General features: G+C 61.8%; 26 protein-coding genes and 1 tRNA gene. 12 read left to right on the top strand and 15 right to left on the bottom strand.

Annotated features, from left to right (window positions below; all coding sequences use genetic code 11):
* A partial coding sequence (locus LO50_RS10745; RefSeq protein ID WP_044314983.1) for a recombinase family protein occupies positions 1–857 on the top strand: 857 nt, incomplete at its 5' end.
* A gap of 75 nt (positions 858–932) precedes the next feature.
* Here the strand turns inward: LO50_RS10745 and LO50_RS10740 are convergent.
* From LO50_RS10740 to metG, 5 genes are all read right to left on the bottom strand, one after another.
* Positions 933–2,861 carry a tyrosine-type recombinase/integrase gene (locus LO50_RS10740; protein WP_014596114.1) on the bottom strand — a complete coding sequence of 643 codons (1,929 nt, stop codon included), beginning with the start codon at positions 2,859–2,861 and terminating at the stop codon, positions 933–935.
* A gap of 240 nt (positions 2,862–3,101) precedes the next feature.
* Positions 3,102–3,175 (bottom strand) — tRNA-Gly (locus LO50_RS10735).
* An 80-nt stretch (positions 3,176–3,255) separates the two neighbouring features.
* Complete coding sequence (locus LO50_RS10730; protein ID WP_044314982.1) at positions 3,256–3,948, bottom strand: pseudouridine synthase; 693 nt, start codon at positions 3,946–3,948, stop codon at positions 3,256–3,258.
* Entirely contained in the window at positions 3,938–4,150 is a 213-nt protein-coding gene (locus LO50_RS24120) for a cysteine-rich CWC family protein (RefSeq protein ID WP_080902091.1), read from the bottom strand. Before LO50_RS24120 ends, LO50_RS10730 begins: the two co-directional genes overlap by 11 nt.
* 61 nt (positions 4,151–4,211) lie before the next feature.
* Positions 4,212–6,254: a methionine--tRNA ligase gene (metG, locus tag LO50_RS10725; protein ID WP_044314981.1), complete on the bottom strand. Its 2,043-nt coding sequence runs from the start codon at positions 6,252–6,254 to the stop codon at positions 4,212–4,214.
* Between the two features lie 174 nt (positions 6,255–6,428).
* Between metG and apbC the strand changes: the two genes are divergently transcribed.
* Complete coding sequence (gene apbC / locus LO50_RS10720; RefSeq protein ID WP_023443864.1) at positions 6,429–7,523, top strand: iron-sulfur cluster carrier protein ApbC; 1,095 nt, start codon at positions 6,429–6,431, stop codon at positions 7,521–7,523.
* A 102-nt stretch (positions 7,524–7,625) separates the two neighbouring features.
* Here apbC and LO50_RS10715 read toward each other — a convergent pair whose 3' ends face one another.
* Entirely contained in the window at positions 7,626–7,835 is a 210-nt protein-coding gene (locus LO50_RS10715; protein ID WP_003282211.1) for a cold-shock protein, read from the bottom strand.
* A gap of 330 nt (positions 7,836–8,165) precedes the next feature.
* Between LO50_RS10715 and dcd the strand changes: the two genes are divergently transcribed.
* Positions 8,166–8,732, top strand: a complete 567-nt coding sequence (gene dcd, locus LO50_RS10710) for a dCTP deaminase (RefSeq protein ID WP_003292548.1) — start codon at positions 8,166–8,168, stop codon at positions 8,730–8,732.
* A gap of 106 nt (positions 8,733–8,838) precedes the next feature.
* Here the strand turns inward: dcd and LO50_RS10705 are convergent, their stop codons facing one another.
* The 5 genes from LO50_RS10705 to napE are packed head-to-tail and all read right to left on the bottom strand — an operon-like array spanning position 8,839 to position 12,942.
* Entirely contained in the window at positions 8,839–9,435 is a 597-nt protein-coding gene (locus LO50_RS10705; protein ID WP_044314980.1) for a cytochrome c3 family protein, read from the bottom strand.
* A gap of 10 nt (positions 9,436–9,445) precedes the next feature.
* Positions 9,446–9,934: a nitrate reductase cytochrome c-type subunit gene (locus LO50_RS10700; protein ID WP_044314979.1), complete on the bottom strand. Its 489-nt coding sequence runs from the start codon at positions 9,932–9,934 to the stop codon at positions 9,446–9,448.
* 11 nt (positions 9,935–9,945) lie between these two features.
* Positions 9,946–12,450, bottom strand: a complete 2,505-nt coding sequence (gene napA, locus LO50_RS10695; RefSeq protein ID WP_044314978.1) for a nitrate reductase catalytic subunit NapA — start codon at positions 12,448–12,450, stop codon at positions 9,946–9,948.
* Positions 12,450–12,704, bottom strand: coding sequence for a chaperone NapD (locus tag LO50_RS10690; protein ID WP_014819701.1), 255 nt, complete (start codon positions 12,702–12,704; stop codon positions 12,450–12,452). Before LO50_RS10690 ends, napA begins: the two co-directional genes overlap by 1 nt.
* A 58-nt stretch (positions 12,705–12,762) precedes the next feature.
* Positions 12,763–12,942, bottom strand: a complete 180-nt coding sequence (gene napE / locus LO50_RS10685) for a periplasmic nitrate reductase, NapE protein (RefSeq protein WP_014819702.1) — start codon at positions 12,940–12,942, stop codon at positions 12,763–12,765.
* Between the two features lie 192 nt (positions 12,943–13,134).
* Here napE and LO50_RS10680 point away from each other — a divergent pair, with 192 nt between their 5' ends.
* Entirely contained in the window at positions 13,135–14,313 is a 1,179-nt protein-coding gene (locus tag LO50_RS10680; protein ID WP_044314977.1) for an MFS transporter, read from the top strand.
* A gap of 12 nt (positions 14,314–14,325) precedes the next feature.
* Here the strand turns inward: LO50_RS10680 and LO50_RS10675 are convergent, their stop codons facing one another.
* The 4 genes from LO50_RS10675 to LO50_RS10660 form a co-directional block, all read right to left on the bottom strand.
* Entirely contained in the window at positions 14,326–14,820 is a 495-nt protein-coding gene (locus LO50_RS10675; RefSeq protein WP_044314976.1) for a SprT family zinc-dependent metalloprotease, read from the bottom strand.
* A 61-nt stretch (positions 14,821–14,881) separates the two neighbouring features.
* Positions 14,882–15,583, bottom strand: a complete 702-nt coding sequence (locus LO50_RS10670) for a Yip1 family protein (protein WP_044314975.1) — start codon at positions 15,581–15,583, stop codon at positions 14,882–14,884.
* A gap of 176 nt (positions 15,584–15,759) precedes the next feature.
* Positions 15,760–16,359 (bottom strand): Yip1 family protein, encoded by a 600-nt coding sequence (locus LO50_RS10665; protein WP_044314974.1) that lies wholly within the window; start codon positions 16,357–16,359, stop codon positions 15,760–15,762.
* Positions 16,360–16,497: 138 nt separating this feature from the next.
* Entirely contained in the window at positions 16,498–17,091 is a 594-nt protein-coding gene (locus LO50_RS10660) for a DNA-J related domain-containing protein (RefSeq protein WP_044314973.1), read from the bottom strand.
* Between the two features lie 134 nt (positions 17,092–17,225).
* Between LO50_RS10660 and ttcA the strand changes: the two genes are divergently transcribed.
* The 8 genes from ttcA to cydB all read left to right on the top strand — a co-directional run bounded on the left by ttcA (position 17,226) and on the right by cydB (position 25,012).
* Positions 17,226–18,050, top strand: a complete 825-nt coding sequence (ttcA, locus tag LO50_RS10655; protein ID WP_015277775.1) for a tRNA 2-thiocytidine(32) synthetase TtcA — start codon at positions 17,226–17,228, stop codon at positions 18,048–18,050.
* A gap of 551 nt (positions 18,051–18,601) precedes the next feature.
* The gene (locus LO50_RS10645; protein WP_044314971.1) at positions 18,602–19,678 is read left to right on the top strand and encodes a 3-deoxy-7-phosphoheptulonate synthase; all 1,077 of its coding nucleotides are present in this window, start codon (positions 18,602–18,604) and stop codon (positions 19,676–19,678) included.
* A gap of 307 nt (positions 19,679–19,985) precedes the next feature.
* Positions 19,986–20,657: a DNA-3-methyladenine glycosylase I gene (locus tag LO50_RS10640; RefSeq protein WP_044314970.1), complete on the top strand. Its 672-nt coding sequence runs from the start codon at positions 19,986–19,988 to the stop codon at positions 20,655–20,657.
* Between the two features lie 58 nt (positions 20,658–20,715).
* Positions 20,716–21,084 carry a DUF2946 family protein gene (locus LO50_RS10635; RefSeq protein ID WP_044314969.1) on the top strand — a complete coding sequence of 123 codons (369 nt, stop codon included), beginning with the start codon at positions 20,716–20,718 and terminating at the stop codon, positions 21,082–21,084.
* Positions 21,085–21,190: 106 nt separating this feature from the next.
* A complete protein-coding gene (locus tag LO50_RS10630; RefSeq protein ID WP_044314968.1) occupies positions 21,191–21,745 on the top strand; it encodes a putative natural product biosynthesis protein in 555 nt (184 codons plus the stop codon).
* 322 nt (positions 21,746–22,067) lie between these two features.
* The gene (cydP, locus tag LO50_RS10625) at positions 22,068–22,247 is read left to right on the top strand and encodes a cytochrome oxidase putative small subunit CydP (protein WP_044314967.1); all 180 of its coding nucleotides are present in this window, start codon (positions 22,068–22,070) and stop codon (positions 22,245–22,247) included.
* A complete protein-coding gene (locus tag LO50_RS10620; RefSeq protein WP_003297959.1) occupies positions 22,244–23,857 on the top strand; it encodes a cytochrome ubiquinol oxidase subunit I in 1,614 nt (537 codons plus the stop codon). Before cydP ends, LO50_RS10620 begins: the two co-directional genes overlap by 4 nt.
* A 12-nt stretch (positions 23,858–23,869) precedes the next feature.
* On the top strand, positions 23,870–25,012 hold the full coding sequence (cydB, locus tag LO50_RS10615) for a cytochrome d ubiquinol oxidase subunit II (RefSeq protein ID WP_003297957.1): 1,143 nt from the start codon (positions 23,870–23,872) through the stop codon (positions 25,010–25,012).
* The last annotated feature ends 16 nt before the right edge of the window (positions 25,013–25,028 follow it).

Below are 25,028 nucleotides of genomic sequence, written 5' to 3'. Positions count from 1 at the left end.
GCGAACGCATCTACCAAGACATCGCCAGCGGCGCGAAAAGCGCCCGTCCGGAACTGGACAAACTGCTGGCCAACGTGCGTCCGGGTGATGCCGTGGTGATCTGGAAACTGGATCGCCTCGGGCGCTCGCTCAAGCACCTGGTCGAGCTGGTCGGCGAGCTGGCAGAGCGTAAGGTCGGCTTGCAGAGCCTGAATGACCCCATCGACACCACCCATGCCCAAGGCCGCCTGGTGTTCAACCTGTTCGCCTCGCTGGCCGAGTTCGAGCGCGAGCTGATCCGCGAGCGGACTCAGGCGGGCCTGTCGGCCGCACGGTCGCGGGGCCGGATCGGTGGCCGTCCCAAGGGTCTGCCCGCCAAGGCCGAGGCCACCGCCATGGCGGCGCAAACGCTGTACCGCGAGGGTCGCCTGAGCGTCAGCGCCATCGGCGAGAAGCTACACATCTCCAAGAGCACACTGTACAGCTACCTGCGCCACCGGGGTGTCGAGATCGGCGCATACCAGAAGAGCGCCCGGTCACGCGATCAGCAGATCACGGCCTCGTCGTCATCGCCGGCAGAGCCGCCCGCTGTCGAGCGGGTGGCCACCGTCACCCTGCGCCTGGCGGTGGTGAATAACAGCAAGTTCGTGCGCGGCCGGAAACGGGCCAAGGAGAACATCGAGCGCTACTGCCTGGAACCCTACGGCATGAAACGGCTGGAGTCGGGCCACTACGAGTTGGCCATTTCGTATCGAAGCGACGACGAGCTGGACAAGACCGTGCACGACCTGCTGACCGAGATCAGCCAGGAAGCCGACATGCGCAACTGCTTCATCGAGGCGGATGCCTGGGAAGAAGGCACCGAGCGCAGGTGGTAGGGCTTACGTTGGTTTTTGGTTCCATTGCTCCCCAAACCCCACCTTGACCGGACGGTGCTGCCGCCCGGCCTCAGCTCAACGGGCGACGGGATCTTCGGGCATATCAACCAACATTGCCGTTTTTACCAGGCGCTCTACAGTCTGCCTGGCCAGCACCGGAGACGCCTCCGATTGCTCTGCAAGCTCATCGGTTTCTATGGCATGTGCGGCGACCAGTCGAGCTGCAAGATGCAGGTTGGTCGGATCGACGGCCTCGATGACTGGACACTTGCCCAGGGCATCGTATGGCCGCAGCAGTGCGTGATAGATGTGCCAGGTGTCGATACCGCGCGGCACCAGCTTCAGGACAGCCTGAATCAGCTTGCGCTTGATGGGGTCGAGTTGCCAGTCCGGGACGCGCTGCCCACGGTGACCCAGATGGATCGACAGGAGATTGCCGGCCTGAATCTCGTAAGTGATCCAGCGGCGGGACTTGCCAACCAGCTTGGCGTAATCGGCCACCGACAGGTTGTGGGATGCCTCGAATATCTCCAGCAATTGCAAGCGCTCGCGCTGCACCTCTGACAGCGTGGGTCGCGCGTACTCGGGCAGATGCACCGCCGAAAGTCGATAGACGGAAGCTGGAACCGCTGGTGCATCGGGTGCAGGCGCAACGATCAACTGAGGGGCGTTTGGATTCAGGGCGGGCGGCTGCGCTGCCGCCTGTCCGGCGATTGTGGGCAGGCCCTGCAACGTGATGGTCAAGTGCGTGCTGGCAACTTCGACCTGATTCTGCTCGAACAAGTCCAGCCGGTCGGCCCAGTCCTGCATCATGACGCGGCGTTGCTCGACGTACTCGGCGTGGTTGTAGGTCGCGCTGATCCGATCCGGATCGGCATGCGAAAGTTGGGCGTCTACCCACTTGGGCGGATACCCCAATTCATTGAGCGCAGTCGAGATGGTGGCGCGAACGCCATGCCCAGTGAGTTGGTCTTCATAGCCCATACGCTTGAGCGCGCCATTGAGCGTGTTCTCGCTCAGAGGGTTTTTCAGGCACCAATCACCGGGGATGAGATACACCTGTGCTGGCTTCAGATTTCCCAGCAAATGACGAACGACCTCTTGTGCCTGCAACGACAGTGGCACGATGTATGGCGGGATGTCGGCGAAACGCTGGCGCTTCTTCTTGGTGAGCTGCTTGCGTTGCTTGAGCCTGACAACCGGGATGATCCACAGACCGCGCTCCAGATCAAACTGATCGGGCGTGGCGTAGCGCAATTCACCGGTGCGCACGCCCGTGAGCAGCAGCAGACGTAGACCCAGTTGCGTATTCAGGCGACCGCTGTACTTGCGCAACGTCTGCAGCATTGCCGGCAGCTCGGGCATGCGCAAAAAGGGATTGTTCTCCACCGGGGGCAGCGGCATCGCCACCACGTCCAAATCCTTGGCCGGGTTGTCGCCCATGTTGGGCACCACCACCGAGGCGTAGGTGAATAGCTGGCTGAACCAGGTGCGCAGCTTCTCGGCCACCGACAGCGAGCCACGCTTTTCCACTCTGCCGATGATGTCCAGCAGGTGGGCGCGGGTGACGTCGTAGATGGTCAGGTGGCGCAATACGGGAAACACGTCCTTGGCGAAGACGCGCCCGATCTGCTTGGGCGTACTTTGGCGGCCCTCATTTTCCAGAGAGAGGCTGCGGTGGGCCAGCCATTTGTCGTAGATGGCCTGGAAGGTGTGCTCGCCCGCCAGGACGATGGCGTGGCGCTTGCGCTTGCGCTCCGAATGCGGGTTGATGCCCTTGGCCAGCATGGCCCGGGCCTCGTCGCGCAGATTGCGAGCGTCTTTCAGGGAAAGCGCGGGATAGCCACCGAAGGACATGCGCTCGCGCTTGCCGCCCCAAGTGAAGCGGAAGTGCCAGGCCTTGAAGCCGGTGGCGGAGATGTAGAAGTAGAGACCGTCGAAATCGACAAGCGAATACGCCTTGCCGGTCACCTTGGCCTGTCGAACCTGGAGGTCTGAAAGCATGAGTCCAACTCCTGCGAAGCGAGTTGGATGCCATGTTCCCGACGGAACCCCGGCTCCTCCAGCAACAATACGGTTTTGGGGACCTCCGTATTGCCAGTGTACCGCTCAACGTACCAGTTAGAACCGGCTGGGAGTGGATTTCGCTGGATGTCAGTGGATTGAGATCAGGTAAAAATCTCAATCCTGACAATGACTTACGACGTTCCCTGGCGTTCGGTGGAAGTCCCTGGAAAGTCGAAGTGGAGCGGGCGAAGGGAATCGAACCCTCGTCATGAGCTTGGGAAGCTCAGGTAATGCCATTATACGACGCCCGCTCAGGGGTGCCTTTTTACCAGAAGGCTTGGGCGAAATGAAGGGCGGCATTGGGTTTTTCTGGCGGGCAGGCGAAAAGGGTTCAGATCTGAGCGATCTCCTGCTCGGTCAGCGATCGATACCGGCCGGGTTCCAGTGCTAGGTCCAGCGTCAGAGGACCCATGCTTTCGCGATGCAGGGCGGTGACCTTGTTGTTGAAGCGACCGAACATGCGCTTGACCTGGTGGTAGCGGCCCTCGTGCAGGGTCAGACGGGCGCGGCGGGGTTCGAGCAGTACGAGTTCGGCGGGTAGGGTGGTGAGATTTTCGAAGCGGAAATACATGCCCTGGGCAAAAACGTCAACGCAGGCCGGGTCGATCTCGTCTTCGGTTTCGATCAAATAGACCTTGCCCAGCAGGCTGGTAGGCTGGGTCAGGCGGCGAGACCATTGGCCGTCGTTGGTGAGCAGCATAAGGCCGGTGGTATTGAAATCGAGGCGGCCGGCGATGTGCAGGTCTTGCTTGTCCGGCTCGTCGATCAGATCCAGTACGGTGCGATGCGTCGCATCCTGGGTAGCGCTGGCGCAGCCTGCCGGCTTATGCAGCATCAGGTAGCGCGCCGCTTTCCCCGCTTGCAGCATTTCTCCGTCCAGCTCGATTCGGTCGAATACACGAACTTCCAGATCCACTATCCGGCTGGTTTCGCCGTTCACCAGCACTCGGTCTTCGGCCAGCAGGCGCCGAACGTCCTGACGACTTAGACGTGCGCGATTGGCGAGGTAGCGGTCAAGGCGCATCTGGAGGAGCGGTTTGGCTGCGAGCGCAGCGCGCGCAGATACAGGCCTGATTTCGGAGCGTGGCAGGAATGCGCTCGAGCACGTGATCGGGGATTGGGGTTGTGAAGCACCAGCAGGGCTGGGCGGCGGCAGGGTCGCACTCGCCGCACTGGTTGGGCTGACCGCAGAGCGGGCAGTTGGAAGGATCTACAGGCTCGCTCATAGCGTTTCCGTTAACGCCGGGTTTCGCGTGCCGCTCGGGAGGCCGGCACGCGAACACCGGTTTACATGACGCGCTGGCCCGGCTTGGCGCCGTTGTCGGGGCTCAGCAGGTAGATTTCGCTACCGCCGGGCCCAGCCGCGAGGACCATACCTTCCGAAACGCCGAACTTCATCTTGCGCGGCGCCAGGTTAGCGACATACAGGGTCAGACGACCTTCCAGCTTGCTTGGGTCCGGGTAAGCGCTCTTGATGCCGGAGAAAACGTTGCGCTTGGCATCGCCGATGTCCAGGGTCAGACGTAGCAGCTTGTCGGCGCCTTCGACGAACTCGGCCTTCTCGATCAGCGCAATGCGCAGATCGACCGCGGCAAAGGCATCGAAGTTGATTTCCGCGGCGATCGGCTGCTTGGTCAGTTCGCCATTGCCCGCCGGGGCAGCTGCGGCTTCGCTGGAGGCGAGGTCTTCTTTGGATGCTTCGATCATGGCTTCGATCTTCGCGGGTTCAATGCGGGTCATTAGCGGAGTGAAAGCATTGAGCTGGTGGTTGGCCAGCAGTGTCGCATGGTCGTTCCAGGTGAACGGCTCAACATTGAGGAACTGCTCGGCAGCCGCGGCGAGGTTCGGCAGCACCGGCTTGAGGAAAATCACCAGCTGGCGGAACAGGTTGATGCCTAGTGCACAGATTTCCTGTACCTCGGCCTGCTTGCCTTCAACCTTGTTCAGCGCCCATGGCGCCTTATCGGCAATCCAGGCGTTGGCACGGTCAGCGAGCGCCATGATTTCGCGCATGGCACGGGCGAAGTCGCGTGCCTCGTAAGCCTCGGCGATGCCCGGGGCGGCGGCTTGGAAGGCTGCCCACAGTTCCGGTTCAGGGTTGTCGTCGACCATCACACCGCCGTTGCCTTTGTGGACGAAGCCCGCACAGCGGCTGGCGATGTTGACCACCTTGCCGACCAGATCGGAGTTGACCTTCTGCACGAAGTCTTCGAGGTTCAGATCGAGGTCGTCCACGCCGCGGCCCAGCTTCGACGCGTAGTAGTAACGCAGGTATTCCGGGTTCAGGTGATCGAGATATGTGCGCGCCTTGATAAAGGTGCCGCGCGACTTGGACATCTTCTGTCCATTCACCGTCAGGTAGCCGTGCACGTTGACCGCGGTCGGCTTGCGGAAGCCAGCGCCTTCCAGCATGGCCGGCCAGAACAGGGTGTGGAAGTTGATGATGTCCTTGCCGATGAAGTGGTACAGCTCGGCGGTCGAATCCTTGCTCCAGAACGTGTCGAAGCTCAGCTCGGGGCGGCGCTTGCACAGGTTCTCGAAGCTGGCCATGTAGCCGATCGGTGCGTCCAGCCAGACGTAGAAATACTTGCCCGGTTCACCCGGAATTTCGAAGCCGAAGTAGGGCGCGTCACGCGAGATGTCCCACTCCTGTAACCCTCCGTCGAGCCATTCGGCGATCTTGTTGGCAACCGACTCCTGCAGCGCACCGCCGCGGGTCCATTGCTTGAGCATGGCCTCGAAGTCCGGCAGCTTGAAGAAGAAGTGCTTGGAGTCCTTCAGCACTGGCGTGGCGCCGGAGATCGCCGAACGCGGATCTTTCAGTTCGGTCGGCTCGTAGGTGGCGCCACACTTCTCGCAGTTGTCGCCGTACTGGTCCTCGGCCGCGCACTTCGGGCAGGTGCCCTTGATGAAGCGGTCGGCGAGGAACATGCCCTTCTCGGGGTCAAAATACTGGGTCACCGAGCGGGTTGCGATGTGGCCGGCGTCGCGCAGGCGTGTGTAGATCAGCTCGGCAAGCTTGCGGTTCTCTTCCGAATGGGTGGAGTGGAAGTTGTCGAAGTCCACCAGGAAGTCGGCGAAATCACTGCCGTGTTCGGCCTGCACGTTGGCGATCAATTGCTCGGGCGTGATGCCTTCTTTCTCGGCACGCAGCATGATTGCCGAGCCGTGGGCGTCGTCGGCGCAGACATAAATGCACTGATTGCCGCGCAGCTTCTGGAAGCGCACCCACATGTCCGTCTGAATGTACTCGAGCATATGGCCGAGGTGGATCGAACCGTTGGCGTAGGGCAGTGCGCTGGTAACGAGAATCTGGCGAGCTTCGGACATGGGAAATCTGCAGTCGGAATTGCGAAAGAAAGTCTGCAACTATAAAGGCCCGGCGCGTATTTTTCACCCGCGCTGCCCATCCCCGGCTTCGACAGTGCCGGTTGGTGTTGGGCTCGGAAGCGGCGTGCGGGGTAAGATGCCTGTCTGATTTGCTCGGTCTTTCTAGGAGTAACCATGTCCGTCACTCGCGAAGCTGTGGAAACCGTCCTGCGCCAGTACACCGATCCCCATTTGAATCAGGATCCGGTGAGCGCCGGCTGCGTGCGTTCGATCGAGGTGCAGGGTGATAGGGTCAGCGTGCAGCTTGAGTTGGGCTACGCCGCTGCGCTGTTTCGCAGTGGCTGGGCACAGATGCTGGCGATGGCTATCGAGCACCTGGATGGCGTCAGTCGCGCCGATGTCCAGGTCGATTGCGTCGTGCGTCCGCACAAGGCGCAGGATCAGGTGCCGGCGCTTTCCAATGTGAAGAACATCATCGCCGTGGCATCCGGCAAGGGTGGTGTCGGCAAGTCGACCACAGCCGCCAATCTGGCTCTGGCCTTGGCGCGCGAAGGTGCACGGGTGGGCGTGCTGGATGCCGACATCTATGGCCCGAGCCAGGGCATCATGTTCGGTATCGCAGAAGGCACGCGCCCGGAGATTCGCGATGGCAAGGCGTTCATCCCTCTAGAGGCCCACGGGGTGCAGGTCATGTCCATGGCGTTCCTGTCCGATGACAAGACGCCGATGGTCTGGCGCGGGCCGATGGTTTCCGGTGCGCTGTTGCAGTTGATCACTCAGACCGCCTGGAACGATCTCGATTATCTGGTGGTGGATATGCCGCCGGGAACGGGCGATATCCAGCTGACGCTGGCGCAGAAAGTGCCGGTGACGGGGGCGGTCATCGTGACCACGCCGCAGGATCTGGCGTTGCTCGATGCGAAGAAGGGCGTTGAGATGTTCCGCAAGGTGAACATTCCGGTGCTCGGTGTGGTGGAGAACATGGCCATCCATATCTGCTCGAGCTGCGGCCATGCGGAGCATCTGTTCGGTGAGGGTGGTGGCGAGAAGCTGGCGGCGCAGTACAACGTCGATCTGCTGGCATCGCTACCTTTGTCGATGGCGATTCGCAGTCAGGCGGATGCGGGCAAGCCGACCGTGATAGCTGATCCGGAAAGCCAGATCGCGATGATTTACCAAGAGGTGGCGCGTACCGTCGGTGCCCGTATCGCTCAGAGTGGGCAAATCATCGCGCAGTCGATGCCGAAGATCGTCATTTCCGAGGACTGAGCCTAGCGGCGGTGACGCCATGCGTCACCGCCCGCGCCCGGCGATAAATTGCAGGCACAAAAAAGCCCCGCCGAAGCGAGGCTTTTTCAGAGAAGACTCAGGTTAGATAACCTGAACTTCCTCAGCTTGCATGCCCTTCTGGCCGCGGGTAGCGACGAAGGAAACTTGCTGGCCTTCTTTCAGGCTCTTGAAACCGTCGCCCTGGATGGCGCGGAAGTGTACGAAGAGGTCGTCACCGGATTGCGGAGTGATGAAGCCGAAGCCTTTCTCATCGTTGAACCACTTAACGGTACCGGTTTGGCGATTGGACATTTGATGTCTCCTTGAACCAAGTTTTAAAAAATAAAGTGCGGACTGAAAGGGTCCGAACATCACTGTGTGCAAGGAGATAGGAGTCGTATCGATATTTGGATCGAAATCTAAACATGTAGCGATTCACGGTGACACATGCAGCAGCAGCCCAGTAACAATACCTTTTTTCTGGAGCAAAGCGAGCTTTATTTTGCATTTCTTCACCGAGCGGCACCGCTCGGGTGTGACGAGCTCTGCGCCGCGCATGGTGGCCATGCTTTAACACGCGCACGAGGCTCGGTAAGATGCGCGTCTTCGCACGCCAACCTTCAACTAATCAGGACGCCAGCCATGAGCATCAAATCGGACAAGTGGATTCGCCGCATGGCCCAGGAACACGGCATGATCGAGCCTTTCGTCGAGCGACAGGTGCGCACCGAAGGTAGTGATCGGCTGATTTCCTACGGTGTCTCGAGCTATGGTTACGACGTGCGCTGCGCCGATGAATTCAAGGTGTTCACCAACATCAACTCAGCGACGGTCGATCCGAAGAATTTCGACGAAAAGAGCTTCGTCGACATCAAGAGCGATGTCTGCATCATTCCGCCGAATTCCTTCGCGCTGGCGCGTACCGTCGAGTACTTCCGCATCCCGCGCAACGTCCTGACCATCTGCCTGGGCAAGAGCACCTACGCGCGTTGCGGCATCATCGTAAATGTCACGCCGCTGGAGCCGGAGTGGGAAGGGCATGTGACCCTGGAGTTTTCCAACACCACCACCTTGCCGGCAAAGATCTACGCCAACGAGGGCGTGGCACAGATGCTGTTCCTCGAGTCTGACGAGGAGTGCGAAGTGTCTTACCGCGATCGCGGCGGCAAGTACCAGGGTCAGCGCGGTGTGACGCTGCCCAAGGCCTGATTGCGCTACGCATGAAAAAGCCCTGGCCATCGGTCAGGGCTTTTTTGTTGCTGCTCTGGAAAGGAGAAGACGCCACGCCGCTAGACGGCCAGGCGTCTATTCGCTATCACCAGCCCGGCACTCCGCGCATGTCAGGCAGCTTGTGAGCGATGCCCTTGTGGCAATCGATACAGGTCGCTTCACCGTTGGCCAGGGCGGTGGAGTGGAAGTCTGAGGCTCGTTTGCCTTGGCGGGTGAAATCCATATAGCCGAAATCATGGCAGTTGCGGCACTCGAGTGAATCGTTGGCCTTGAGCCGTGCCCACTCGTGTTCCGCCAACTCACGGCGCTTGTCGAGGAACTTCTCACGGGTGTTGATGGTGCCGAAAATCGTGCCCCAGACTTCCTTCGAAGCCTGCATCTTCCGCGCGATCTTGTCGGTCCACTTATGCGGCACGTGGCAATCCGGGCACGTTGCCCGTACGCCCGAGCGGTTGCTGTAGTGAATGGTGTCCTTGATTTCCATGTACACGTTGTCTTCCATCTCGTGACAGGAAATGCAGAAGGCTTCGGTATTGGTCACTTCCAGAGCAGTGTTGAAGCCGCCCCAAAAGATAATGCCGGCGATAAACCCGCCGAGGGTCAGCGCACCCAGGCTGTAGTGCACGCTAGGCCGCCTTAGCACTGCCCAGTAGCGTTTGAAAAACGACTTGATCGACTTCATTCAGGCCCCCTCAGTTTCCGTTGGTGGATGGTGAGGTTTCCCGGTACAGCAGTTCGTCGATGTTCTTGAAGCGGTTCTCCACCAGCGGCTTCACGTCGTGCTGTGGCACGTGGCATTGCGTGCAGAAGTAGCGCCGTGGCGCTACCGCCGCGAGCGTCTGCTGGTCGCGGTCGGTGTAGTGGGTGATGCTGATCATGGGCGCCTGCGCACGTGCGCTGTTGGCCCTGCTATGGCAGCTCAGGCATTTGTTGGCGTTCTTGTCGACGTGGTAGCCGCGGATGCTGTGCGGGATGGTCGGCGGCTGTTCCGGATAGTTGCGCTCGCGCCTGATGTCCTTGTTTTCCTCGTCATGCAGCTTCGGTGGGGTGAACTCCTGGGTAATGGTCCCGCCTGGGCGGCGTCCGTCCGGAGCCGGAGCGTCCAGCGGATAGTTGGTTTCGGCAGCGATGGCCAGGCCGAACACCGCAAGCAGGGTCAGCGGCAGTAAACGGAATTTCATGGCGGTTCTCCTCAGGCGATGCTGACCACTTCGATCTTCACGGCGCATTTCTTGTAGTCGGTCTGCTTGGAGATCGGGTCGGTGGCGTCGAGGGTGACCTTGTTGATCAGCTTGTTCGCGTCGAAGAACGGCACGAAGATCAGCCCCATCGGCGGCTTGTTGCGTCCCCTCGTTTCCACCCGCGCCTGCATTTCACCGCGCCGGCTGATGACCTTCACCACGCTGCCACGGCGCGCGTTGAGCTTTCGTGCGTCTTCGGGATGCATGTAGACGAGCGCATCGGGCACCGCCTGATGCAGTTCGTCGACGCGCTGCGTCATACTGCCGGTGTGCCAGTGCTCGAGCACCCGCCCGGTGCTGAGCCAGAAGGGGTAGTCCTGATCCGGTACTTCGGCCGGTACGTCGTAGGGCAGCGCGAAGATGATCGCCTTCTTGTCGCCGTAGCCGTAGAACTGCACCTCGCTGCCGGCCTCGACATAGGGGTCATAGCCTTCACGGTAGCGCCATTGGGTTTCCTTGCCGTCGACCACAGGCCAACGCAAACCGCGGGTCTCGTGGTAGGTCTCGAATGACGCCAGATCGTGGGCATGACCGCGCCCGAACTCGGCGTATTCCTCGAACAGACCTTTCTGCAGGTAGAAACCAAAGGCTTCGGCCTCATGGTTCGCGTAACCCTCAGTGATTTCGTCGCTGGGGAACTTGTCGACCTGGCCATTCTTGAACAGTACGTCGTACAGGGTTTTGCCCTTGAGGTCGGGTGCTTTGCTGAGCAGTTCGGCCGGCCACACTTCGTCGACGTTGAAGCGCTTGGAGAATTCGACCAGCTGCCAAAGATCGGAGCGCGCTTCGCCGGGCGCGGTGACCAGCTGGTGCCAGAACTGTGTGCGGCGCTCGGCATTGCCGTATGCGCCTTCCTTCTCTACCCACATCGCGCTAGGCAGGATGAGGTCCGCGGCCTGCGCGGAGACGGTAGGGTAGACATCCGAGACGATGATGAAGGTCTCCGGATTACGCCAGCCAGGCAGGATTTCCTGCATGACGTTGGGACCGGCCTGCATGTTGTTGGTCACCTGGGTCCAGTAGACCTTCAGTACGCCGTCCTTGAGCTTGCGGCTCTGCTCCACTGCGTGGAAGCCGGGCTTCTCCTGGATGGTGCCTTCCGGCAGTTTCCAGATCTTCTCGGCGATGGCGCGGTGCTTCGGGTTGGCAACGGCCATGTCTGCCGGCAGGCGATGGGAGAAGGTGCCTACTTCACGCGCCGTGCCGCACGCCGAAGGCTGGCCGGTGAGCGAGAAGGGGCTGTTGCCCGGCTCGCTGATTTTTCCGGTGAGCAGGTGGATGTTGTAGATCATGTTGTTCGCCCAGACACCGCGGGTGTGCTGGTTGAAGCCCATGGTCCAGAACGACATGACCTTGACCTTCGGGTCGGCATAGAGCTCGGCTAGCGCCTGGAGCCGCTCGGCCGGCACGCCGGATTCCTTTGCAGCGTATTCCAGGGTGTAGGTTTTCAGGAACTCGGCGTAATCCTCAAAGCTGATGTCGGTCCAGGTGTTGGCCACCGCAGCATTCTCGGCTTTGAGTTCCAGTGGGTCGGTCGGGCGCAGCCCGTAGCCGATGTTGGTCGCACCTTTGGCGAACTTGGTGTGCTTCTCGATGAAGTCCTTGTTTACCGCGCCGCTCTGGATGATGTGGTTGGCGATGTAGTTGAGGATCACCAGGTCGGTCTGCGGCTTGAAGATCATCGGGATGTCGGCCAGCTCGAAGCTGCGATGTTCAAACGTCGACATGACCGCCACCTTGACGTTCGGCGCGCTGAGGCGGCGATCCGTCACGCGGGTCCAGAGCACCGGGTGCATCTCCGCCATGTTCGAGCCCCAGAGCACGAATGCGTCGGCCGCTTCGATGTCCTCGTAGCAGCCCATGGGTTCGTCCATGCCAAAGGTGCGCATGAAGCCGAACGCTGCCGAGGCCATGCAGTGACGTGCATTGGGGTCGATGTTGTTCGAGCGGAAACCGGCCTTCATCAGCTTGTTCGCCGCGTAGCCTTCCCAGATCGTCCACTGCCCCGAGCCGAACATGCCGATGGCTTCCGGGCCGCCCTGCTTAAGCGCCGCCTTGTACTTTTCCTCCATGATGTCGAAGGCCTGTTCCCAGCTGACGGGCTGGAACTCGCCCTGCTTGTCGAACTTGCCGTCCTTCATGCGTAGCAGCGGTTGGGTCAGGCGATCCGAGCCGTACATGATCTTCGACAGGAAGTAGCCTTTGACGCAGTTGATGCCGCGGTTCACTTCCGCCTTGACGTCGCCATGGGTGGCGACGACGCGGCCCTCTCGAGTCGCCACCATGACGCCGCAGCCGGTGCCGCAGAAGCGGCAAGGGGCCTTGTCCCATTTCAGATTGGTGGCGTCCGCTTCGGTAATCAGGTTGCTTGCGCTGGAAGCGATCGGCATGCCGGCCACGGTAGCGGCGATGGCCGCAGCGTTGGCTTTGGCGAATTGGCGTCGGGTAAGGCTCATCAGGCGTCTCCTTCGAGGAGTTCTTCGTGATAGATCAATGCGGCATTGAGCACGCCGGGCAATTGCTGGATATGGTCGATCGAGGCAAGGATGCGTGATTCGTGCTCGGCTTCCAGCACCACCACCAGCTTGCCGCTGGCATTCTCCTGGTGCATTTCCAGGCCGGGTAACAGTTGCAGGTTGGCTTTTACCGCGGCCAGCCATTCGGGGCGGCAGTGCACCAGCAGGCTGGCGATATGCAGAGGGTGTCCCATCAGTGATTCCGTTTCCGTTGGCAGCAGGGCGCAGGCCCGATTAGATCGGCAGGGCGGCTTAAGCCGGACCTGGCGGCCCGAAGATCATCTGCACGATCCAGACGATGAAACCGTAACCACTGACCAGCGCGACGCTGAGGATGGGAAACAGGAAGACGATCAGGAATATGAAGAGGCGGGTTTCGTCCCGCTTGATCGAGGTATCCGCGGGGCGGGTGTCATTCGGCGTTACTGTCATTGTTTTACTCCGACTGGCATATAGGGAGTCTAGTCACAGACCAGCTTAGGGCAATGTTCGTTTCGGTTCTCTGCAGTGGCTTGGGGTTAGGCCGATCAGCGGACCGCTTTTCTGTCCGGCAAGCGGCAGAGCGAACAGCCGTGCTAGCCTGCGCGGCTTTTTCTCAGGTCAGCGCATGAGACGAGGGCGCCGATGATCGCCGAACACGCACACCTATCAAGAGGCACGCCAGCCTACCGGCGCGCCACGTTTGCACTCTTCTGCGCTGGCTTCGCCACGTTCGCATTGCTGTATTGCATTCAGCCGTTGCTGCCCATGCTCGCCGCGCATTTCTCCGTATCGGCTGCCAGCAGCAGTCTGGCGTTGTCGCTGACGACGCTGTCGCTCGCCGTCTGTCTGCTGATCTCGGGTGCGCTTGCCGAAAGCTGGGGACGCAAGCCGGTGATGGCCGCGGCGCTCGGTCTGGCCAGCCTGCTCGGGCTGGCCAGCGTACTGGTCGATTCCTGGCAACTATTGCTGGCGCTGCGCGCGCTACTCGGGCTGGCACTCAGTGGATTGCCGGCACTGGCGATGGCTTACGTCGGCGAGGAGTTCGAGCCCGAGTCGCTGCCTGCCGCAATGGGCCTGTATATCGGCGGCACGGCGCTGGGTGGGATGCTCGGGCGTCTGCTTTCGGGCCTGCTGAGTGACCTGGGTGGCTGGCAGCTGGCGCTCGGTGGCATTGCCTCGCTGGGATTGCTGGCGTTGGTGGCGTTCGTCTGGCTGTTGCCGCCGTCGCGACATTTCACGGCGCAGCCGCTCTCGCTGCGCATTCTGCTGACGAACTTCCGGCTGCATCTGGACAATCCGGTGCTACGTGGACTGTTCCTGCAGGGCTTTCTGCTGATGGGCGGCTTCGTCGCGCTGTTCAACTACATTGGCTTCCGCCTGGCAGGCGAGCCGTTCGGCTTGTCCTCGACGCTCATCGGCCTGCTGTTCGTCGTCTATCTCGGCGGGATTTTCAGCGCCGGCTGGGCCGGGCGTCTGGTGCCGCGCTTCGGTGCGCGGAAGGTGCTGCGCGGTGGGGTCGCTCTGATGCTGATTGGTGTGGGGCTATGCGCGACGTCGTGGCTGGTCAGCATCGTGCTAGGTCTCGGGTTGTTCACCCTCGGCTTCTTCGCCGCGCATGCCGTGGCCAGCGGGCAGGTCGGCAGCCATGCCAAGGGTGCTCGAGCGCAGGCATCGGCGCTGTACCTGTGTGCCTACTATCTGGGATCGAGTGTGGTTGGCTATGGCGCCGGTTATGTCTGGGATCACGCGGGCTGGTTGCCGTTGATGGCGTTGCTGGCGGCGTTGTTCGTCATTGCCGGTTGGCGGGCGAGGGTGCTCTAGCAGGCGCTGGCGTCATTCGATGCGTTGCTCGCCGCTGAAGGCGAGGGTGGTCTTGCAGCGACGGCAGTAATAACGGCGCCCCTTCGCCACCAGCGCATGGCGTTGGGGCGTGAAAGCGAAATCCTGATCCACGCAGCTGCAGCGATAGACATAACGGGTAACGGACCGGCGACGAATCGCATAGGTGTGGCAGCGATCCGGCGGCAGCTCGTACACGCCACGCATGATCAGCTGCCATTCCTCGCCGTGAGGCTGAATCCGTGAGCCAAACATCTGATGGGCGATCAGGTGCGCGACCTCATGGGCGACGGTCTGGCGCAGAAAGTGCTCGGTGTTTTCCCTATATAGCTGCTCATTGAAGCGCAGGAGATTTTCCTGCAAATGCGCTACACCAGCTTTCTGCCCGCGCAGCTTGAGGCTTATCTGGGGGCGGGTGAAGCGTCGCTTGAAAAACTGCTCGGCCAGCTCGTAACAGGCTTCGACGCGGGCATTGAGGCGCTCGGGCATTGGGGTACTCCTGCAAGCGCCGCATTATGCCAAACCGTTTCTGGCCAAACAGCTTCGTTGGTCAATCGTTCGGGCGTTCGTTGAAGCGCCGTTCGTTGTCGATGCCGCCCGGTTCTTCTTGCGGGCGATTCTCCTCAAAGCCATAGCTCTGGTTCTGTGGGGTATCGCGCTCGTAGGTTGGGTCGAGTGCGAGCATCCAGAACAGGATCATCGGCACCTTCAGGTTCACCAGCACCAGCAGGCCGACGCCCCAGGTGCAGGCGCCGTAAAGAAAGGTGTTGCGGTTACTGATGCGCATGAACGTCGGCAGGCCGACGAATAGCAGATAGGTCGAGTATGCCCCGGCCGCCACCAGAACCAGGATGGCCAGCCAGCGCGACGGGTAGAGCGCACCAAGTCCGGCCAGGAAGAAAGGTGTAATGACATAGGCGATGAAGCCCACGCATTGATTGAAAGTCGGGCGTGCATCGAAGGAGCGCGACATCCAGCGCAGGAAGAACCCCATGATGAAGGTGCCGGCGACGATGGTGATGTAGATCAGCGCGCTGAGCTGGAAGGCACTGCGGGTATCGAGCCAGATCCGTTCGGCTTCGACCAGGATCCAGCCTACATAACGTGTGCCGATGAACATGCAAACCGCCGGCAGCAATGCCCACAGCAGCAGATGGACAAGGTAGTTGGAGCTGTTCTTTTCTTCGTCGCGGCGAATGTCCGCCCACGCCCGATCCGGGCGGGTGAGCAATGTTACAAAGTGCGGGATCATACCGAGTCTCCGTCTGCCTTGAGGGCCGCTCAGGAATGCTGTTGCAGCGGCGTTATCGCTTTAGAACGGCAGATGCGGTGAGGGTTTCCCTTATCGGTCCAGACGATTCGTCGTGGGATGATGCGCGGGCATACGAAAAGGCCGCCCACAGGCGGCCTTTTGAGGTGAGGATTGGGTTAACGGACGTAGACCGGGCCGATGCCCATGCCCCAGGTTATGACCGACAGGGCAATGATCGCCACCAGCACTACGAGGCCGACCGCAAGTACCGAACTGGAGAACATGAATCCCTCGTCTTCGTGGATGTTCATGAACTTAGGCAGCCCCACGTAGAGCAGATAGGCCGTGTAGCAGACTGCCGCGGTCCCCACCAGCATGCCGAGCCAGAGGTGCGGATAGAGACCCGCCAGCCCGCCGATGAACAGCGGCGTTGCGGTATAGGCGGCGAAAACGATGCATTGGGTAAGGGTTGGGGTAGCGTCGTAGGTACGTGCCATCCAGTGAATGAAGCCGCCCATCACGGCGACGCCGGCCAGCATGGCGAAGTAGGAAAGTATCGCCAGCTGCATGCAACTGGCCTGGGTCAGCCTGACCGGCTCTCCACCGCCGATGCTCCAGCCCACCTGGGTCGCGCCGATGTAGGCCGATACCGCCGGTATCGCGGCGAGCAGCAGCACATGCGTGAGGTACATGTGGCTGACGGTTTCTTCCTCGCCGCGGATTTCGTTCCACTCCTGACCGGGGTGGGTGAACAAACCCCAAACGTGATTGATCATGCCAGCGTCTCCTCAGTTTATGGAGGTCGCCTCGCCTGGCGGTCGTCATCGAGGACGGCGCGTGCGACCTTACGTCGCAGTATAGAAATGCCGATCGGCAATGCATCAGCGGGGTTAGAGCGTTTCGAAGCTATGTCGTCAGCGGTAATAGCGCTCGAGTATTTCCATCGCCAGATTGATTGACTGCAGGCGCTGCGTGCTGCCACCTCGATCCGGATGGTGCAGGCCGACAAGCTGACGGTAGCGGCGCTTGATCAGCTCCAGCGTGAGCGGCTGCGCGGAGCGATCCAGTTCGAACAGTTCGAGAGCGGCACGCTTCTCGTCGCTGCCCTGCATGCGCGTCCAGAAGCTCGCCAGCAGGCGTTCGACATCGTCTTCGTCGGTATCCCGCAGGTTGGAGAGATCCAGGTAATACGCGCGCAGGGCGTCCTGCTCGGCGAGGCCGGCGTTGGCGCCGGCATATGGCAGCAACTGAACGTGCAAGGGGCTGATCTGCAGATGGCCGCTGCCCTCGGCCCAGAGTCGGTCGCGCAGCAGATAAAGCGCGTTGAACACCAGAAAATGCGTACGGAACAGCACCAGCTTGTCGGTCAGCGGCAGGTTGGGCACATGCGTGCTGTGCCGGCGCTTGAGCTGTTGAATCAGCTCGTACTCGCTGCAGCCTTCGGGTTTTTCCTGCAGCAGTACGAGCAGGTGGTCTGGCAGATCCAGTGCGGGGGAGAGGTCGTCCATCGGGCGAGACTAGCACAGCACTGCGGGTGTTCATTCAGTGCTGGTTCACATCGGAGCAGGCGGCGAACGGGCTGCGGTCAGGCTTGCTTTGCGCGTAAAATGCGCGCCTTTCGCATCTCACCCGGACACCTGACATGGGCAACCTCTCGGTCAACCAGAACAAACTGCAGAAGCGCCTGCGCCGCCTGGCCGGCGAGGCCGTTACCGACTTCAACATGATCGAGGACGGCGACAAGGTCATGGTCTGCCTGTCTGGCGGCAAGGACAGCTACACCATGCTCGATGTGCTGCTCTATCTGCAGAAGGTCGCGCCGATCAAGTTCGAGATAGTTGCCGTCAACATGGACCAGAAGCAGCCAGGCTTCCCCGAGCACGTGCTGCCCGAGTACCTGAAGTCCATCGGCGTGGAGTACCACATCATCGAGAAGGACACCTACTCGGTGGTGAAGGAGAAGATTCCGGAAGGCAAGACCACCTGCTCGCTGTGCTCACGTCTGCGCCGCGGCACGCTGTACACCTTCGCCGACGAGATCGGCGCGACCAAGATGGCGCTCGGGCATCATCGCGACGACATCCTGGAAACGTTCTTCCTCAACATGTTCTATGGCGGCACGCTGAAGGCCATGCCGCCCAAGCTGCTCTCCGACGATGGACGCAACGTGGTGATTCGCCCGCTGGCCTACTGCAACGAGGCGGACATCGAGGCGTACTCGAAGATGAAGGAGTTTCCGATCATCCCGTGCAACCTCTGTGGCTCGCAGGAGAACCTGCAGCGTCAGGTGGTCAAGGAAATGCTGCAGGAGTGGGAGCGCAAGTCGCCAGGGCGCACCGAAATCATGTTCCGCGCGCTGCAGAACGTGGTGCCTTCGCAGCTGGCCGACCGCAACCTGTTCGATTTCAAGAGCCTGCGTATCGATGACAGCGCCACGCCGCGCTTCGTCGATGTGATGAGCCTGTAGGTCGCGCTCGCGGTTTCCGCAGGGCGGGCTTGCTCAGTCCGCCATCGTCATCCACCGCATCGCCTCGGCGGAAGCCCACCCAACGAGCTTTTTCGCCATGCGGGTTGAAAGCAGCATGTCTGGCGGAGTATGGTTCGGCCATCTTCTGGAGATCAGCATGTCCCTGAACCCTGTAGCCCTCAACGTTGTCGATGCCTGTGCCATTCGCACTGTGGTCGTTCGTGGGCAGCAGGTTGCCGCCGCTGGTTATTACTTTGGGTATTGGTTTAGCCACAGGCGCGCCTGATACCCCACAGGCGCCCTAGCAAGCAGGGTCGCCACCAGAGCAGTTTTTGAACCCCCGGTCGGCCACCCGACCGGGGGTTTTGTTTTTTCGGCCACTCGATGGCCCAACGCAACGAGGAGCACGCTATGACCACTTACCGCACCGACCGTTATTACCGCTACGACTGGCGATTTAGCCGCTTCGACACCGAACACAAAGCTCGCGAACGAACACCCGACTAGCGCCGCCGCGGACCACCCGCGCCGGCAGAAGGAACCGCCAGATCATGAATGCATCCGCCACCGTACTTGCCAAACAACCCGTCGCCACCGCTGAAGCTTCCATTGCTCGCCGCAGCGCACAGCCGCTGCCCAGCCCCGCCGTATTGCGCCAGCGTCTGCCCTTGAATGACGCCCTTGCCGCACGCATCGATAACGACCGCAACGCCATCCGCGCCGTGCTCGACGGCCGCGATACGCGCCTACTGGTCGTCGTCGGGCCCTGTTCCCTGCACGATACTGCCGCCGCGCTCGAGTACGCCGAGCGTCTCGCCGCGCTTGCGTCCGACGTAAGCGATCAGCTACTGCTGGTGATGCGCGCCTATGTGGAGAAGCCGCGCACGACCGTCGGCTGGAAAGGCCTGGTCTACGATCCGCATCTGGACGGCAGTGGCAACATGGCCGAAGGGCTGCACCTGTCACGCCGCCTGATGCTGGATATTCTCGAAACTGGTCTGCCGATCGCCACCGAACTGCTGCAGCCGCTGGCTGCGGGGTACTTCGACGATCTGCTCGGCTGGGCCGCGATCGGTGCACGCACCAGCGAGTCGCAGATTCATCGCGAGCTGGTCAGCGGGCTGGACCTGCCGGTGGGCTTCAAGAATGGCACCGATGGCAGTCTGGGCATCGCCTGCGACGCCATGCGTTCAGCGGAACATCCACATCAGCACTTCGGCATCGACGATCTCGGCCATCCCGCCCTGCTGCTGACACGCGGCAACCCTGATACCCACCTTGTCCTTCGCGGCGGCCACGGCGCGCCCAACTACGATGCCGCCAGCGTCGCTGCTGCACGCATCGCGCTCGAGCAGCAGGGTATCGCCCCGCGCATCATGGTCGATTGCAGTCACGCCAACAGCGGCAAGAACCCACTGCGCCAGCCCGCGGTGCTGGAGTCGGTGATCGAGCAGCGCCTGGCTGGCGACATGAGCCTGCGTGGCGTCATGCTGGAGAGCCATCTGTTCGATGGTTGCCAGCCGCTGTCCGGCGAGCTGCGCTACGGCGTGTCGATCACCGACGGCTGCCTGGGTTGGACGGCGACCGAGCAGATGCTGCGTCAGGCGGCGCAGCGGCTACGCGGCTGATACCGGGAGCCCGCTGCACGTCTGAGCCGGCTCGCATGCAAAGGACGTTCTGCTCGTAGGGTGGACAACGCGAAGCTTGTCCACCGTCTGCGCCTGGTGTCAGGGCAATGGGACGCGTACCAAACGGTGCCACCCGGCTTGCGCCGGCTTCACAGTGGAAGCGGGCTTGCCTGCGAATATTCGTTCAGACCAGCCTGCGCGAACGCCACCTGACCGCTGCCGCCCAGCTGCGTCGATGGCGGCGGACTTGCGAGGCCGGCTCGTCACCGGCACCCTGTGCCGCTGCCGTCACCATCGGATCTGAACCATGCAAGACTACAAATGGCTGCACGAATACTGCCTCAACCGCTTCGGCTCGGCCGCGGCATTGGAGGCCCGCTTGCCGCAACCGCGCAGTGCCGATGAATTGCGCAACGTTTCCGATGATCGCTATCTCTCGCTGATCAGCCTGCGCATTTTCCGCGCTGGCCTCAAGCACAGCCTGGTGGATGCCAAGTGGCCGGCGTTCGAGCAGGCCTTCTTCGGTTTCGACCCGGAGAAAGTCGTGCTGATGGGCGGCGAGCACATCGAGCGACTGATGCAGGACACCCGACTGATCCGTCATCTCGGCAAGCTCAAGAGCGTGCCGCGCAACGCGCAGTTCGTGCTCGACGTGGCCAAGGAAAGGGGCAGCTTCGGCAACCTGCTGGCCGATTGGCCGAGCAGCGACATCGTCGGCCTGTGGCGTTACCTGATCAGGCACGGCAGCCAGCTCGGTGGCCTGTCGGCGCCGCGCCTGTTGCGCATGGCCGGCAAAGACACCTTCGTGCCCAGCAAAGACGTGGTAGCCGCGCTCAAGGCGCAGGAAATCGTCGACAAGGTGCCCAGCAGTCAGCGCGATCAAGCCGCGGTGCAGGCTGCATTCAACCAGTGGCACGCGGAAAGCGGCCGTCCGCTGTGTCAGCTCTCGGCGATGCTAGCGTTCACCGTCAACCACTGAGGCCGCTGCGACGGTTTGGCGCAGCGCCGTCCAGAGGCGTGCGGTGTAAAGTCGAAACATGACCATCGTCAAAGACAAGCGTGCGCAGATCGTATGGGTGCTCTTCACCTGCATCCTGCTCAATGCCTTTGTCTGCAGTCTGAACCACGCCACCCATGTGGGCTTCGGACTGGCCATGGGGCAGGACGCGTTCTGCGTCACCGGCGACGATGGTGGCACCGGCCTCGGCGCGCTTCCCTCCGATTTACATGACCTGTCGCAGCATGCCCTCGACTGCCCACTGTGCAGTTCGGTTTTCCTCGCCATCGTCGCGCTGTTCGCCTTGGCCTGCCTGGGGCGGCTCACGACAGGCGCGACTCCGCTACCGCCGATTGAGCGTCATGGCCCGCGCCTCCACTGGCCGGCACTGAATCCGCGCGCGCCCTGAGATTTCCTGATTGACGTGATTCGCCGTCCTTCCGCCCAGTAGCAGCGGACGAGACGGCTACCTGTCGGAGCCTTCCGACGGCCCAGTCGATTCAGGGGATTTCACCATGACCATGATGGAACGATTCACCCGTGCCGATAGCCGCGTGAGCTATCGGCTGCCTTTTCCCGACTACCCCAGCAACGCCCGCAGCTTCGTGCATCTGGATGCCAAGTTGCTGCCGTACTGGCATGCGCTGTTCGATGTCTGCCCGCGGCTGCTCAAGCTTGACCCGCCAGAGGGACTGGAGATCTTTCGTCAGTTCATGACCTGGGCCTACGGCTGCCAGCTGGCGCTGGACTGGACCTTCCACCTCGGCGTCTGCCGCTGGTTGCTGGCCTCCGACTACCGCGAGCTGGTCGAACCGGAGCATATCGAGGCCATGATGCTCGCCGCAGCAGCGCGTTGGGTCGCCAGCGATGACAGCCCGGCAATCGGCATCGTGCTCGGCTGGCGAGGCGGCAGCGAGCATGTATTCGACTGGAAGCCGCGGGTGCGCCAGGGCGGACGCCCGCTCGCCGCCGAGGCGGAGGAGCTGCCGCCGGCGCCCTGGGACTTCGCCTGGAGCCCGCTCTCGAGCACGGCCGGCAATGGATTTCGCCGCTGGCTGCGTGTGCCATGACTGCGACAGGGCGCCGCAGCGTGGCGATCGCGTCGCGCCTGACCCGGCATCGCTCGCCGGTGTCACTGCTTGTTTGGAGCGCAGCGCCGCTCTGGCACAGATTGCCGCGAGTGGGTGGGGCAGGCTGTCGCAGTTGTCCGCTTGCAGGGTGCGCCGGACACTTTGTCTGCCTCGAACCAGAGCAGCTTCCACGGGTGGCTCGGGGCGCCGCGATTGAGTCCAGGCGTCGCGCCCGGATGTCGGCCCCCACCCCAAGGGGGCCTTCAATCGCAACATGCTGCCGGAGCGCCAGGCGCTCGGGCGGTCACGCAAGGAGGTAGGCATGTTCAAGTCATCGCTCAGGCGAGACGTCGTGCTGGTAGTGCTGGCCAAGGTCGCGATCCTCATGATCATAAAAAACGTCTGGTTCGATGCCCCCAGCATTCCCGAGAACGGTTCGGTGCGCGTTGCCGACCATTTGCTTGATTCGCGGGGTTTGATCCCCGAGGGAGGGCCGAGATGATCTCGGAAAGCGTTGTCGATCTATCACGCCTGCAGTTCGCCATGACGGCGATGTATCACTTTCTCTTCGTGCCGTTGACCCTGGGGCTGGCGTTCCTGCTGGCGATCATGGAGTCGGTCTACGTGATGACCGGCAAGCAGGTCTATCAGGACATGACCAAGTTCTGGGGCAAGCTGTTCGGCATCAACTTCGCTCTGGGGGTCACCACCGGACTGACCATGGAATTCCAGTTCGGTACCAACTGGGCCTACTACAGCCACTACGTCGGCGACATCTTCGGCGCGCCGCTGGCCATCGAGGGGTTGATGGCGTTCTTCCTCGAGTCCACCTTCATCGGCCTGTTCTTCTTCGGCTGGGACCGGCTCTCCAAGGTGCAGCACCTGGCGGTGACCTGGCTGGTGGCGCTGGGCTCGAATCTCTCGGCGCTCTGGATCCTCATCGCTAATGGCTGGATGCAGAACCCGGTCGGCTCTGAGTTCAACTTCGAGACCATGCGCATGGAGCTGGTGGACTTCGGAGCGCTGCTGTTCAACCCGGTGGCGCAGGTCAAGTTCGTCCACACCGTGTCCGCGGGTTATGTCACCGGGGCGATTTTCGTGCTGGCGATTTCTTCCTTCTATCTATTGAAGAAGCGCGACCTGGGCTTTGCCCGCCGTTCGTTCGCCATCGCCGCGGTGTTCGGCCTGGCATCGACGATCTCGGTGATCATTCTTGGCGACGAATCCGGCTACGAGATTGGTGACGTGCAGAAGGTCAAGCTGGCGGCCATCGAGGCCGAGTGGGACACCCATCCGGCGCCGGCCGGCTTCACCCTGTTCGGCCTGCCCAATCAGCAGGAGATGCGCACCGATTACGAAGTGAAGATCCCCTACGCACTGGGACTGATCGCCACGCGCTCGCTGGATGAGGAGGTCAAGGGCATCAAGCAGCTGGTCGCCGAGCATGAGCTGCGCATCCGCAACGGCATGCTCGCCTACGAGCGGCTGCAGGTGCTGCGTAGCGGCGACAAGTCGGCCGAAGCCATCGCCGCGTTCAATGAGGTCAAGCAGGACTTGGGCTACGGGCTGTTGCTGAAGAAGTACACCGCCGATGTGGTCGATGCTAGCGAGGAGCAGATCAAACTCGCCGCGCTGGACACTATCCCCAATGTGTTCAGCCTGTTCTGGACCTTCCGCGTGATGGTCGCCGCCGGCTTTCTGATGTTGCTGCTGTTTGCCCTGGCGAGCTGGGCATCGATCAAGCGCAATGCCGAGACCAAGCCCTGGCTGCTGAAGTTTGCGCTGTTCAGCCTGCCGCTGCCGTGGATCGCCGCGCAGACCGGCTGGTACGTCGCCGAGCATGGCCGTCAGCCATGGTCGATCGCCGAGGTACTGCCGACCCATCTGTCCACCTCGACGCTGGCGGCGGGCGATATCTGGGGCTCGCTGATCGCCCTGGTGGCCTTCTACAGCCTGCTGCTGGTGATCGAGATGTTCCTGATGATCCGCTTCGCACGGCTTGGGCCGAGCAGTCTGCACACCGGTCGTTATCACTTCGAACGGGACGTACGTGAAGCACGGGTGGCGTCGGCGCAGCCGAGCGGCCTGTCTTCCCAACCTGGCAGCGTCTGAGGGAGATACGAGATGTTCGATTACGAAGTGCTCAAGCTCATCTGGTGGGTGCTGATCGGCGTGTTGCTGATCGGCTTCGCCCTGACCGATGGCTTCGACATGGGCGCCATGGCACTGATGCCCTTCGTCGGCAAGACCGACAACGAGCGACGCGTGGCGATTAACACCATCGCGCCACACTGGGATGGCAACCAGGTGTGGTTCATCACCGCCGGTGGTGCGCTGTTCGCTGCCTGGCCGATGGTCTATGCGGTGGCATTTTCCGGCCTGTACTGGGCGATGCTGCTGGTGCTGTTCGCGCTGTTCTGCCGCCCGGTGGGCTTCGACTATCGCAGCAAGGTGGAAGACCCGCGCTGGCGCAGCGCCTGGGACTGGGCGTTGTTCGTCGGCGGTGCGGTGCCGGCGCTGGTGTTCGGCGTGGCCTTCGGCAACCTGTTCCTCGGCCTGCCGTTCCAGCTGGACGAGCTGATGCGCTCGACCTATCAGGGCTCGTTCTTCGCGCTGCTCAACCCGTTCGCGCTGCTCTGCGGCATCGTCAGCCTGAGCATGCTCAGCGCCCACGGTGGCGCCTGGCTGATGCTGCGCACCGACGGCGCGTTGGCTGAGCGCTCGCGGCAGGCCACGCGCCTGTGCGTGCTGGTGTTCCTGTTCGGCTTCGTCGCGGCGGGTGTCTGGCTGGCGCTGGGCATTCAGGGCTTCAGCCAGCTGTCGGTCAGCGATCCGGGCGCCGCGCTCAATCCGCTGCTGGACAAGCAGGTGGCCCAGGACAATATCGGCTGGTTGGCCAACTACGGCCGCTATCCGGTCACCTTGATCGCGCCGGCCGCGGGCATCCTCGGGGCGTTGCTGGCGCTGCTCGGCTCCAGCCGCAACAGCGGTGGGGTGAGCTTCGTCGGAACCAGTCTGATGATCGTCGGCAGCATCTGTACCGCGGGCTTTGCGCTGTTTCCCTTCGTCTTCCCGTCGAGCCTCGATCCGGCCTCGAGCCTGACCATCTGGGATGCGGTCTCAAGTCAGAAGACGCTGGGCATCATGTTCGTTGTGGCCTGCATCTTCGTGCCGTTGATCCTCTGCTACACGCTGTGGAGCTACGTGCGCATGTGGGGCCGGCTCACCCAGAAAACCATCGAAGCCAACCCCCACGGGCTGTACTGACCGCGCGGGCGGGCCG

This window comes from Stutzerimonas stutzeri, assembly GCF_000935215.1.
Lineage (GTDB): Bacteria > Pseudomonadota > Gammaproteobacteria > Pseudomonadales > Pseudomonadaceae > Stutzerimonas.
The sequence above is the reverse complement of the archived record's forward strand: the minus strand, read 5'-3'. Positions and strand labels throughout refer to the sequence as shown.